Here is a 12,163-nt window from a genome sequence, read left to right as displayed (position 1 = left end):
CGGATTCGTGTGACCTAGGCACCGCGGACGCGTCATCGCGTGACTCCCTTGTCTTGCTCTGTGGCGCCTTCGACAGGCCACCATTCACCTGTCTACGAACACTACGGACCGGATCCGACAACTTCCGCCAGGAAATTTCGGACGCTCCGCTCACCCCTGCTGGTCGCGACGGACAGCCGCATGCGGAAGGACCCGCTCGAGCGCGACGATCGTCCCCGCCGCGAGCAGGGCCAGTAGCGAGATCGCGAGCCACGGAAACTCACGCCGTACCTCGAACAACTGGGCGAAGAACCCGGGTGCCAGCACGCTCGCGAACGTGAACGAGTACTGCCAGTACGACAAGTACTTCCCATGTCCCACCTTCGGCGCGACAGCGGCCGCCAAGGCGTTGCTAGTCGCCGCATGCAATACGTCGGCAGCGGCGAACACCATCGTCGCCAGCACCAGCCCCGGCACGACGAGCCCAGTGGGGAGATGGAGCAGCCCAGCCATCAACACTCCCCAGACCATCCACAGCAGCCCGGCCAGGACGAGTACATGGGTCTTCCGCCGCTTCTCCGTGTGCCGCACCACCAGCGTCTGCCCTGTAGCCAGTACTACGGACGTCGCAGCCAGCAGGACCCCGACGATCCACTTCGGAGCGGGCAGCGCCTCGGTCACGTACACAGGGAGCCCGACGCCGATCAGCATCGTGCAGAGCGCCAGTACTGTGTTGGCTCCGATCAGCACCAGGAATGCCTTGTCCTTGCGCAGTAGCGGTGCAGGGCCGCCGCCTGCCTCGGCAGCCGCCTTACGGGAGTGTGCGACGTGCAGGCGTAGCAGCAGTACGCCGGCGATGAAGAATGTGACCGCATTCACCGCCATGGCGATCAGGAACGGCCGATCGCCGTCGAAGCTCAGTAGAGCGCCCGCAGCGAGCGCCCCGAGCCCGAAGCCGGCCGCCTGCATCATCCCGCCCAGTCCGAACCACCTGTCCCGGTCACCCGGGTCGGACACGTCCGTGAGCAGACTGAAGATCGCTGACCAGAACACCCGCTGTCCGGTAGTCGTGACCAGTGCACAGAGGAAGAGCAACCACAGCGAGCGGCCGAAGAAAAAGCCGACGAAGGCGATCCCCTGCGCGAACTGGGCGCCCACTACGAGGTTGCGCGGCCCGACCCGGTCGATCACCACGCCGACCGCAGCGGGTGCCGCGATCGAGAACAGGGTCGCGACGGTGAGCAGCACACCGGCTGTGCCCAATGGGATGCCGGCGACGCGTACGAAGTACAGCAGCAGCAGCGGACCGGCGCAGCCGCCGCCGAAGGAGTCGATCATCAGTCCGGCGAGCAGCGGGAACCGGCCGCGGATGTTCGGCAGACCGAGGGCCGTGGCGGTGGGCATGAGGCGACGACCGTAGCAACCCCCAGGCCAGCAGCCCAACCCTATTTGGCCCCTGACCGCACAGAGACCTGGCGGAGCGGCCGCCACGCCACCGCAGTCACAGCGACCATCGCCACGAACGCGACCAGGAACGGCGCCACCAGTCCGAACCGCTGAGCCAGTACTGCGCCGAGCAGCGCCCCGAGCGCTGCGCCTCCCACCGAGGCGAGCAGGTACACGCTGTTCACCCGGCCCAGCAGTGCCTCTGGAGTAGCAAGTTGGCGCGCGGTGGTCGACACAATGCCCCAGACAACGGCGTGTACGCCGAACACGGCCATCGTCGTACCGGCGACCCACGGGTTCCTGGTGAGCGCCAGGACAAGGTGCACCGTCGTCTCGATCACCAGGCCCGCCCGGAGCAGGGTGAGGCTGCCCACCCGTGGTTCGAGCAGGTGGTACACGGGCATGCCGGCGACGGCTCCGATCGCACCGGCCGAGACCAGTAGCCCGTACTGCGTATCGGTGAGCCCGAGCCGCTCCCGGGCATACAGCACCCAGGTCGCGAATGCAGCGCAGAAGGTGATGTTCATGACCAGGATCGCGCAGGCGAGGGTGCGTACTCCGGCGTGGTTCCAGAGCCAATGGATACCCTCTCGGACTTCGGTCCACAGCGGAGGGCGGGCGGTTGAGTCCGTCCGCGGGCGGTCGGCGACGCGAGCGATCAAGGCGGCCGCCGCTGCGAAGGTGATCGCGTCCAGGATCAGCGGCACTCCACTGCCGATCGCGAACAGGAGCGCGCCGATCGGTGGGCCACCGAGCTGGTTGAAGATCGTGCCGGTCGCGAAGAGGCGGGCGTTTGCTTTACCGAGTTGCGTTTTCGGTACGGCGGTGACGAGGAGCGCTCCGGCCGCGTTGTCCGCCAGCGTCTCGGCCGTGCCGAGCAGGAACAGGGTCAGATAGACCGCCCACAACGGCGAATGGTGCAGCAGTACCGCGAGGCCGAGCAGGCCGACGACCGCGGCGCGAAAGGTGTCGGCAGCAACGATCATCAGCCGGCGATCGAGCCGATCCACCAGGGCGCCGCTGAACAAGGCGAACAGGAGCCATGGCAGCTGCTGGACGAACGCCGCCGCACCGACCGCGGCCGGCTCGTCGGTGATCGAGGCGACGAGCAGCGGGCCGGCTGCGAGCATCGCGCCGTCACCGAGGTTGGAGATCGCGGCAGCAGGCCAGATCTTGCGGAAGTCCGACCCGAGTTCGGCGGGCAGGACAGTGGACAGGAGAGACCTCATCCAAGCTCCAGAGGGCAGGCTGAAGGACAGGACGGGCGACGTCGTTCGACGCCACCGAACCGCCAGTCCGATGCTCCGGAGGTCACCAGCTAGTGATCAGCGAGCGGACCGGACGGCGTGAGCCTTGCCTTCGGACGACGTAGACATTGCTCCCAACCCCCTGTCTTGCCTCTGGTGACGTCAGCCTAGCTGCGGGTGGCGTCAGGCGATCAGTGCGGTGACAAGGAGTACTACGGGCACGCTGGCGATGGTGCTGACGAAGATGGCGTCGCGGGCGAGCAGTGCGCCGCGGTTGTAGCGGGAGGCGATCACGAAGACGTTCTGCGCGGTCGGTAGCGCGGAGAGGACGGTGACGGCCAGTAGTGCTTCGGTGTGAAGGCCGATGACGAAGCGGCCGATCAGGTAGGCCGACATGGGCTGCACCACCATCTTCAACCCCACCACGAGACCCAGCTGCCCAGCGCTGACGCCGCGGCCGGGCAGCGGACCCAGCCGCAGCGATACGCCGTACGCAAGGAGCATGGAGGGCACTGCCATCCCAGCTACCAGCTCTAGTGGGTCGTTGAGCACCTGCGGCAGCCGGAGGCCGGACACAGCCAGGGCGAGTCCGAGTGCTGAACCTACGGTGATGGGGTTCTTGAACGGGCGGGCCAGGACTGCGCCCACCGACAGGCGGATGGGGCTGACAGCGGCGTCCAGCAGGGTCAGTGCGAGCGGCTGCAGGAGGAGGAGCTGCAGTAGCAGCAGCGGAGCGACAAGGGCCGCGTCACCGAGCACGTAGGCGGCGATCGGAAGGCCCAGGTTGCCGGCATTCGCGTACGCCGCGCACTGGGCTGCCACTGTCGTGGTGGCGAGGTCGTGGCCCTTGATGACGCTCACGGCAACGATCACTGCCACCGACACCACCACTGCACCGGCTAGCGCGACGACGTTGCCGGAGAACACCGCCCCGAGGTCGCTGGACTCCAACACGGTCAGCAACAGCGCCGGACTCGCCACGAAGAACGCCAAGGTGGACAGCGTCCGCTGCCCCGCCTCGTCGATGATCCCGAGCTGCGCGAGCAGAATCCCCAACCCGATCAGCAGACCGATCGTCGCGAACCCGACGAAGACCCCCTGCACCCGCCCCACACTATGTGCTGACCAACCACCTCCATCCACCGGTCCCACCAATCGAACCAGTACCGAGGCAGCCGACTGCGCCGGTCTTGAAAACCAGTACTTCGGGTGAGCGGCATCTCGCGTGCTCCGCGTCCGCCCCGCGCCTCGAGGCGCTATCCTCGACCCTCGGCAGCCAAGTCGTTCACCGACCTGGCCGCCTGGAGGGTTCGCATAGTGGCCGAGTGCGCTGGTCTTGAAAACCGGTATTGCGGGTGACCGTAATCGTGGGTTCGAATCCCACACCCTCCGCACTGTGATGTCTCAAGACATCGGCGATAGGTGAACCCACGTTTCGTGGGTTCACCGGATCCTGAGCCGGGTGACTCCAGCCAAGGTTAGGTTGGTCGGCATGCACAGGAGCCGGGTGTCGACGTTCTTGATCGATGTGCATCGGGACGACGTCGACGAAGCAAGAGGATTCTGGGCGGAGGCGCTCGGGGTGCGGACGTCGTCGCCGGACGGCGAGCCGCAGTTCGTCACACTGCACCACGGGCTGCCCGGCTACGTGCTGGCGATCCAGTCCATCGACGACGACCCTCGCTATCACCTGGACATCGAGACCGACGACGTCGACGCCGAGGTCGAGCGCCTGCTGAAGCTCGGCGCCGTCGAGGTGTCGAGTTGGCAGGGCTGCCGCACCCTCCGAGCCCCCGGCGGCCACCTGCTCTGCGTCATTCCGGTCCACAGCGACCCGGAGGAGTTCACGGCACGAGCGACCGTCTGGGGGAGTGAATGAGCGTAGTAGTGCGGAACCTCGTGCCCGCCTTCCTGGAGTTCTGGAGCGACCCGGACCGGCAGTGGGGCGAGTACGTCGAGCAGCATCCAGACGTACTCAACGACTTCACCCGCTCCGGCCGCACGCCTACGCGAGAGCAGGTAGAGAAGGCGCTGGCGAGCTACCCGGAACGCGAGACACGAATCCGGGCCAACGCGCCGCACGGGAGGCGCTGGATCGAGCAGGCGGCGGACCGGGTCGTACCTTTGCTCGAGGCGGAGCACCTCGACATCGAGGGCGTCGCGATGGTTGGACTCGGCACCTCCAACGGCTGGGTCAACGACGGCACTCTTTACCTCGCGGTCGAGCTGATCCCGGACGAGCGCGCCGCCGAGATCCTCGCGGCGCACGAGATCGCGCATGCGCTGCAGTTCCCGCTCCCGGAGCAGCCGTGGTCCGAGGACGGTCCACTCGGCCAGCGCATCTACAGCGAGGGCTTCGCGACCGCACTGACCGCAGAGCTGTTCCCGCAGTACAGCTTGGCGGAGCACCTCTGGTTCGGTCCTGGGTACGACGACTGGCTCGCCGACTGCGAGCGACACGAGACAACGGCGCGGGCGGCGATCCTGGCCGAGCTGGAGTCCGAGGACGAGCAGGTGAGCAGGCGGTATCTCACGCTCAGTGGGGAGACGCCGCACCGCATCGGGTACTTCGTCGGCACCCGCCTGATCCAGGGCCTCCGTCGCGATCACAGCTGGCCCGAGCTCGCCCGTTGGTCCACTGACCAGGCGATGAACGCGGTCCGCGCCAGCCTCGCACTCTGACCGGCGCCGGGCAGAGAACGGGATCGGGCGATGAGTTCCCGAGCAGGTCGCCAAGACCTACCCGGACTACGGGGACGGCACCGAACTAGCCGGCGCTGCGCTTCATCGACTCGTGGAACGCCGGTCAGTCGATGGCCTGGTAGAGGGTGGTCCAGAAGTCGTGGATCAAGCGAGCGGGGTCCGGGACCGACATGCCGACCTGGGTGAGCAGGATGCCGGTGAGCTGGTTCTCGGGATCGGCGTACGTCGTGGTGCCGCTGCCGCCGTCCCAGCCGAACTGGCCGATGGGTGCGTAGTCGCCCCGGTAGGTGCGTACGGCCATCCCCATACCCCAGCCGCCGTGCTGCCCCTGGCCGAACGAGATGTGGACGTTCTCGGTCGCCATGGTGTTCCGCGCGGCGTTCTGTTCGGGGGTGAGCCGGTTGGTGGTCATCAGCTCGACGGCCGGCCGGGACAGGATCCGTTCATTGCCGTGCATTCCGTGGTTGAGCAGCATCCGGAAGTACGCGTGGTAGTCGTCGACCGTGGAGACCAGGCCGCCGCCACCGCCCTGGAACGCCGGCGGCTCGCTCCACCGTCCGCCCTTGGCCTCGTCCCAGACGAGGAACTCACCCGTCTGCGGGTTGGGGGCGTAGAGGGTCGGAAGCCGGTCGAGCTTCTCGGCCGGTACGTGGAAGCCGGTGTCCTTCATGCCCAGCGGGTCGAAGATCCGTTCGCGCAGGAACGCCTCGAACGACTGTCCGGTGACCCTGGCGACCAGTACGCCGAGGAGGTCGTTGCTGATCTGGTACTGCCAGCGTTCGCCGGGCTGGTGCATCAGCGGAAGCGTGCCGAGGCGACGCATCCACTCGTCCGGTTCGGGCATCGGTGTCGGCAGATCGGGCGTGAGCCCCTGCTCGAAGATCGCGCCCATGATCGGCGTACCGAGCGAGGTCATGTCCATGCCGAGCCCGAACGTCGAGGTCAGCAAATCCCGTACGGTGATCGGTCGCCGCGCCGGCACGGTGTCGTCGAGCGGCGCGTCGATCCGCGTTAGCACCTTCCGGTCGGCGAGTTCGGGCAGCCACTGATCGACCACATCGTCCAGCCGCAGCTTGCATTCGTCGACCAGTACCATCGCCGCCGCCACCGCGACCGGCTTCGACGTGGACGCCATCCGGAAGATCGTGTCCCGGCGCATCGGTGCGCCGCCGTCGTGCTGCATCGTGCCGATCGTCTCGACATGCGTCTCGCCGCCTCGGTCGACCAGGGCGACCAGCCCGGGGATCTTCCCCGACTCGACATGCCGCGTCAGTACGTCGTGGAGCCTGCGCAGCCCTGCCTCGGAGAAGCCGCTGTTGCCCATCATCTGTCTCCCTTGCCTACGGTGTTCGATCTGCAAGGAACTCTGACCGACCGGTCTGACACCGGTCTTACACCGCGCTGACACGGCTTGCCGCGGTGGCGAGTTCGCAGGACAGGGAGCATCGCCTGACGGTCGATGAGCAGAGCCGTCAGGCGTCACGCGAGCGAGGAGATCAGTTGACCTGCTGGATACGGATCAGGTTGCCGGCTGGGTCGCGGACGGCGCAGTCGCGGACGCCGTACGGCTGGTCGGTGGGCTCCTGGACGATCTCGGCGTCGCTGGCCTGGACCTGCTCGAAGGTGCTCTCGAGATCCTTGGTGGCCAGCAGCAGACCGCCGTACGTGCCCTTGGCCATCATCTCGGTGATGACGCGCCGCTCGTCCTCGGTGATACCGGGGTCGGCGGCCGGTGGGTGCAGGACGATGGAGGTACCCGGCTGGCCGACCGGGCCGACGGTGAGCCAGCGCATCCCGTTGAAGCCGACGTCCTTGCGGAGTTCGAAGCCGAGGATGTCGCGGTAGAAGGCCAGGGCCGCGTCCGGGTCGTCGTGCGGCAGGAAGCTCGCGTGAATCGTGATGTCCATGGCTGTCACGATAGAACCGGCTAGCCGACCGGCGCTTCTCGATTCCTGATCGGTCTGGTCACCTGCTTGGAGAAGTACGACGGCATGCCCTCGGTGGCGGTGCCGACCTCGCGCCGATAGACGCTCGGTGAAACGCCGACCAGCTCGGTGAACCGGGTGCTGAACGTGCCGAGCGACTGGCAGCCGACCGCGAAACACACCTCGGTGACGCTCAGGTCGCCGCGTCGCAGCAGCGACATCGCGCGCTCGATCCGCCGCGTCATGAGATAGGAGTACGGCGATTCGCCGTACGCGAGCTTGAACTCGCGACTGAGGTGACCGGCCGACATGTTGACGCCGCGTGCCAGCGCCTCGACGTCGAGCGGTTGGGCGTGCTCGCGGTCGATCCGGTCGCGGACCCGCCGCAACAGCGCGAGGTCGCGCAGGCGCTGCGACGAAGCCGGTTTGTTGCTCACCCAACAGATCGTGCCAGATCTCGGCGCTAGCAGGCCATCATCTTCTGGATCGCCTGCCGGCTGACGCCCAGCTCGCGGGCGATGTCGGACTGGGAGACGCCCTGGTCGAGCAGGCTCTGCATCAGATCGCGGCGCTCGATCGCGAACTGCCGGGCCAGCCGGGTGTGGTGGATCGCCTGGTCGCGGGCGGCTTTGATCCGGTCGAAAACTTCCTCGTGATCAGTCATGGCGACCACGATGACAACCAGGGGTTGTCACTGTCAACCCCTAGTTGTCAAACGGTCGGCATCAGTCGGTGCCGAACTCCATCGCGGCGCGGTCGAGCAGCTCGTCGTCGGCGTCGACCTGGCCACGCGAGGCGATCGCGTCCGCGCCGCCCTCGGACATCTCGCCGATCAGGTTGGTGTCGGAGGTGCCGAGCAGCTCCGCGTGGGCGGACCCGATCATGCCCAGCCCGACGTACTGCTCCAGCTTCGCCCGCGAGTCGGCGATGTCGAGATTCCGCATCGTGAGCTGGCCGATCCGGTCCAGCGGGCCGAACGCCGAGTCCTCGGTGCGCTCCATCGAGAGCTTGTCGGGGTGGTAGCTGAACGCGGGCCCGGTCGTGTCGAGGATCGAGTAGTCCTCACCCCGCCGCAGCCGAAGCGTCACCTCGCCGGTGATCGCCGCGCCGACCCAGCGCTGCAGCGACTCCCGGAGCATCAGCGACTGCGGGTCGAGCCAGCGTCCCTCGTACATCAGCCGGCCGAGCCGCCGGCCGTCGTTGTGGTACGCCGCGACCGTGTCCTCGTTGTGGATCGCGTTCACCAGCCGCTCGTACGCCGCGTGCAGCAGCGCCATCCCCGGCGCCTCGTAGATGCCGCGGCTCTTCGCCTCGATGATCCGGTTCTCGATCTGGTCGGACATGCCCAGTCCGTGCCGGCCGCCGATCGCGTTGGCCTCCAGCACCAGGTCGACGGCGCTGGCGAACTCCTTGCCGTTGATCGTCACCGGCCGGCCCTGCTCGAAGCCGATCGTCACGTCCTCGGTCGGGATCTCCACCGACTCGTCCCAGAACTTCACGCCCATGATCGGCTCGACGATCTCGACACCGGTGCTCAGGTGTTCCAGCGTCTTCGCCTCGTGGGTCGCGCCCCAGATGTTCGCGTCGGTCGAGTAGGCCTTCTCGGCGCTGTCGCGGTACGGCAGGTCGTGCGCGAGCAGCCACTCGCTCATCTCCTGCCGGCCGCCGAGTTCGGTGACGAAGGCGGAGTCGAGCCAGGGCTTGTAGATCCGCAGGTTCGGGTTGGTGAGCAGCCCGTACCGGTAGAACCGCTCGATGTCGTTGCCCTTGAAGGTCGACCCGTCGCCCCAGATCTGGACGTCGTCCTCGAGCATCGCCCGGACCAGCAGTGTGCCGGTCACCGCCCGGCCCAGTGGGGTGGTGTTGAAGTACGAGCGGCCGCCCGAGCGGATGTGGAACGCGCCGCAGGTCAGCGCCGCCAGCCCCTCCTCCACCAGCGCTGCGCGGCAGTCGACGAGGCGCGAGATCTCGGCGCCGTACGCCTTGGCGCGACCGGGGACGGAGGCGATGTCGGGTTCGTCGTACTGGCCGATGTCGGCGGTGTAGGTGCACGGTACGGCGCCCTTGTCGCGCATCCACGCGACCGCGACCGACGTGTCGAGCCCTCCGGAGAAGGCGATGCCGACCCGCTCGCCGACGGGCAGGGAGGCGATGACTTTGGACATGAGGATAAGTATGCACTCCATTGCATGATCATGCAAACCCGGACGAGCTGTCGAGGGTGGTGCGGTCGTTCCGACGTTGCCTGGGTACCGACGAAGACAACGGAGGTGTGATCGTGCGAGACCTAGTGGTAACCGAGAACATCACGGTGGACGGCGTGATCGAGGCGACCGACGGCTGGTTCGGTCCCGCGGACGGGGACATGTCCGACCAGCTGGCCGAGATCAAGAAACAGCAGGACGGCGCCGACGCGTTCCTGGTCGGGCGGCAGACCTTCCAGGATCTGCGCGGCTACTGGCCGAAGCAGACCGACGACGAGACCGGCATCTCGGCGTACCTCGACAACGTCACGAAGTACGTCGTCTCCACCTCGCTACAGGATCCGGAGTGGAAGAACAGCACCGTCCTGCGTGATCTCGCGGCGGTCTCCGCATTGAAAGATGCCCCAGGCAAGGACATCGTCACGACGGGCAGCATCGACCTGGTCCACCAACTGATCACCGCCGGCCTGGTCGACGAGTTCCGCCTCTTCACCTACCCGGTAGTCCTCGGCCACGGCCGCCGCCTGTTCCCTGCCGGCGTCTCCTTCCCCACCCTCCGCCTGGTCGACACCAAAACCTTCAAGTCCGGCGTCACCCTCACTCGCTACCGCCCCTGAACGACTTTCATGAACCCGCGAGCGGCGGCGATCCAGCGTTGCAGGGTGTCGGCGGCTTGGCCTGAGTCGAGCACACTGGTGCAGGTTTTGAGGTGAGCGGCTAGTTGGTCGTGCAAAGGCTTGTTGGTGAGGGTTGTGGTGGTCAGGGCTGCGGCGGCGTTGAGGAGGACCGCGTTGCGGATCGGGTCCTGTACGCCGGTGAGGAGGCGCTCGAGGATCGCCTTGTTGGTGGAGGGATCGCCGCCGCGGAGTTCGGCGGGGGTCGACAGGGGGAGGCCGAGGTCGCGGGGGTCCAGCGTGGTCGGAGTGCAGGTGCCGTCGCGGACGATCCAGATGTGGGACGGGCCTGTGGTGGTGAGTTTGTCGAGCCCGTCGTTGCCGCGGGCAACGAAGGCTGTGGTGCCGCGGGCGGCGAGGGTTGCGGCGATGACTGGCTGGATGCGCTCGTCGGCGACGCCGACGAGTTGATGCCGAGGGCGGGCTGGGTTGAGTAGTGGGCCGAGCACGTTGAAGGCAGTCGGTACGGCGAGATCCCGGCGTGCTGCGGCGACGTGGCGCAGGGCCGGGTTGAAGCGTGGGGCGAAAAGGTAGGTGATTCCGGCCAGCGCTGCGACCGAAGCGGCGCGGTCTGCTGGCAGGTCGAGCGGGATGCCGAGGTGCTCTATCAGGTCGGCCGAGCCTGCTGTGGTTGACGATGCGGCGCGACCGCCGTGCTTGACGACCGTGGTGCCCGTCGCGGCGACGACGATCGCTGCCAGGGTGGAGAGATTGGCGGCGCCGGTCCCGTCCCCGCCGGTGCCGACGATGTCGACGAACCTGCCTGGGATCGTCACTTCGGACGCGTGTGAGCGCAGTGCATCCGCGAGTCCGCCTAGCTCATCGGCGGTTTCACCTTTGGCCCTGAGGGCGATCAGGAATCCGGCGACCTGCGCGGACGTCGCCGTACCGCGGACCAGGTCGTCCATCGCCCACGAGGTGTCCGCCGTGCTGAGGTCGCGGCCGGCGAGCAGGCCTGAGATGATTCCGGACCAGGTGCGTTCCGTCGTACGGAGAATCGTTGCCATCGGCAATCCTCGGGCTGCGGGGTCGCCCCGGCGAGGAATGACAACGGCTGCCTCGTCGAGGCAGCCGGGGTTGGTTCGCGCAGAAGCAGTGGGCCGCCTAGGCGACGGGCCACCAGTTGCTCATGCGCGCGATCACGACCGTGACGATAGCACCGCGCCGCGGATGTGGTCGATGACGAACTCGGGCGTGTGGTCCGCCGGCCCGGGCAGGTCGGGGAAGTCGAAGACGGCGAGCATGAGCTGCATCGGGTACGCCGGTGGGCTCACGCAGGTGCGAACGAGTTCGCCGTCGACGAGGAACTCGGCTCGCTCGGGCGACCACTGCACGGCGTACGAGTGGAACTCCTCGAGGTCGATCGGCAGCCGGACCGCTTCGAAGTCCTCCGGCACGGAAACATCGCGGAAACTGTGCAGTCCCATGCCGACCGCGACGGAATCTTTCCGCACGGAGTTTCCGAACATCTCCGTCACGCAGATCTCGGCACAGCGCTCGGGCCGGTCCTCGAGGCCGACCAGCCAGAGCGCGACCATCGACCGTGGCGAGACGACTGCCCGGGCGCGCAGCTCGATCTCGCCGTACTGCGGAGTCCACCCCCAGAACGGCTTCTGCTCCTCGCGGACGACCAGCCCTTCGCGGTACGGCTGCTGGCCGATCGTGCTGCCCACCGGACCGGAGAAGTTGCCCGACTGGATGCCCGAGACGCGCAGCGGCGGCCTGTGATCATCGGCACACCACAAGCCTTGCGTCGGCGGGATGCTCAGTCGCAGACAGGAGTCCGCCAGCTCGTACGTCGCTGCCGCTTCCGCTCGGGAACTCCAGTGGGGCAGGTAATACGGGGACCAGCAAATGCGGTCGAGCTCGGGTCCGTCGAAGTCGTCCACGAAGGCGGTCATCGTCAATGATCAGCACGCGACCCGGGGCTGTCACATCATGGTGTTCCGAACCGTCAAAGTCTTGACGGGACCACGACAGGAGAT

The 12,163-nt window shown here is 67.3% G+C and carries 13 protein-coding genes and 1 tRNA gene; 4 read left to right on the top strand and 10 right to left on the bottom strand.

The features are described from left to right. Positions 1-150: 150 nt before the first annotated feature. The 3 genes from DIZ26_RS16015 to DIZ26_RS16005 form a co-directional block, all read right to left on the bottom strand. Positions 151-1,383: an MFS transporter gene (locus DIZ26_RS16015; protein WP_112241957.1), complete on the bottom strand. Its 1,233-nt coding sequence runs from the start codon at positions 1,381-1,383 to the stop codon at positions 151-153. 41 nt (positions 1,384-1,424) lie between these two features. After that, positions 1,425-2,654: an MFS transporter gene (locus tag DIZ26_RS16010; RefSeq protein WP_112241955.1), complete on the bottom strand. Its 1,230-nt coding sequence runs from the start codon at positions 2,652-2,654 to the stop codon at positions 1,425-1,427. A 201-nt stretch (positions 2,655-2,855) separates the two neighbouring features. Beyond that, the gene (locus DIZ26_RS16005; RefSeq protein WP_112241953.1) at positions 2,856-3,776 is read right to left on the bottom strand and encodes an AEC family transporter; all 921 of its coding nucleotides are present in this window, start codon (positions 3,774-3,776) and stop codon (positions 2,856-2,858) included. Positions 3,777-3,975: 199 nt separating this feature from the next. On the opposite strand from DIZ26_RS16005, the gene DIZ26_RS16000 reads away from it, so the two are divergent. From DIZ26_RS16000 to DIZ26_RS15990, 3 genes are all read left to right on the top strand, one after another. Further along, positions 3,976-4,064: transfer RNA gene (locus tag DIZ26_RS16000), tRNA-Ser, on the top strand. A 100-nt stretch (positions 4,065-4,164) separates the two neighbouring features. After that, complete coding sequence (locus tag DIZ26_RS15995) at positions 4,165-4,551, top strand: VOC family protein (RefSeq protein ID WP_112241951.1); 387 nt, start codon at positions 4,165-4,167, stop codon at positions 4,549-4,551. After that, complete coding sequence (locus DIZ26_RS15990; RefSeq protein WP_157979734.1) at positions 4,548-5,354, top strand: hypothetical protein; 807 nt, start codon at positions 4,548-4,550, stop codon at positions 5,352-5,354. The genes DIZ26_RS15995 and DIZ26_RS15990 overlap by 4 nt, the downstream gene beginning before the upstream one ends. Positions 5,355-5,478: 124 nt before the next feature. Here DIZ26_RS15990 and DIZ26_RS15985 read toward each other — a convergent pair whose 3' ends face one another. The 5 genes from DIZ26_RS15985 to argG form a co-directional block, all read right to left on the bottom strand. After that, entirely contained in the window at positions 5,479-6,702 is a 1,224-nt protein-coding gene (locus DIZ26_RS15985; protein WP_112241947.1) for a serine hydrolase domain-containing protein, read from the bottom strand. A gap of 169 nt (positions 6,703-6,871) precedes the next feature. Next, positions 6,872-7,282, bottom strand: coding sequence for a VOC family protein (locus tag DIZ26_RS15980; RefSeq protein ID WP_112241945.1), 411 nt, complete (start codon positions 7,280-7,282; stop codon positions 6,872-6,874). A 20-nt stretch (positions 7,283-7,302) separates the two neighbouring features. Further along, positions 7,303-7,737: a helix-turn-helix transcriptional regulator gene (locus DIZ26_RS15975; RefSeq protein WP_112241943.1), complete on the bottom strand. Its 435-nt coding sequence runs from the start codon at positions 7,735-7,737 to the stop codon at positions 7,303-7,305. 26 nt (positions 7,738-7,763) lie between these two features. Next, positions 7,764-7,964: a helix-turn-helix domain-containing protein gene (locus tag DIZ26_RS15970; RefSeq protein WP_112241941.1), complete on the bottom strand. Its 201-nt coding sequence runs from the start codon at positions 7,962-7,964 to the stop codon at positions 7,764-7,766. Positions 7,965-8,025: 61 nt separating this feature from the next. Then, positions 8,026-9,465 (bottom strand): argininosuccinate synthase, encoded by a 1,440-nt coding sequence (argG, locus tag DIZ26_RS15965; RefSeq protein WP_112241940.1) that lies wholly within the window; start codon positions 9,463-9,465, stop codon positions 8,026-8,028. Between the two features lie 113 nt (positions 9,466-9,578). On the opposite strand from argG, the gene DIZ26_RS15960 reads away from it, so the two are divergent. Then, entirely contained in the window at positions 9,579-10,121 is a 543-nt protein-coding gene (locus tag DIZ26_RS15960; protein ID WP_112242184.1) for a dihydrofolate reductase family protein, read from the top strand. Here the strand turns inward: DIZ26_RS15960 and trpD are convergent. Both trpD and DIZ26_RS15950 read right to left on the bottom strand, forming a co-directional pair. Next, positions 10,109-11,185, bottom strand: coding sequence for an anthranilate phosphoribosyltransferase (trpD, locus tag DIZ26_RS15955; RefSeq protein WP_112241938.1), 1,077 nt, complete (start codon positions 11,183-11,185; stop codon positions 10,109-10,111). The genes DIZ26_RS15960 and trpD overlap by 13 nt on opposite strands. Positions 11,186-11,317: 132 nt before the next feature. Beyond that, positions 11,318-12,079: a glycoside hydrolase family 16 protein gene (locus DIZ26_RS15950; RefSeq protein ID WP_112241936.1), complete on the bottom strand. Its 762-nt coding sequence runs from the start codon at positions 12,077-12,079 to the stop codon at positions 11,318-11,320. Positions 12,080-12,163: the final 84 nt, after the last annotated feature.

It is taken from the genome of Kribbella monticola (assembly GCF_003261635.1).
GTDB classification, from domain to species: Bacteria; Actinomycetota; Actinomycetes; order Propionibacteriales; family Kribbellaceae; genus Kribbella; species Kribbella monticola.
Note: the sequence above shows the minus strand (reverse complement) of the source record. Positions and strands in the feature narration are given on the sequence as shown.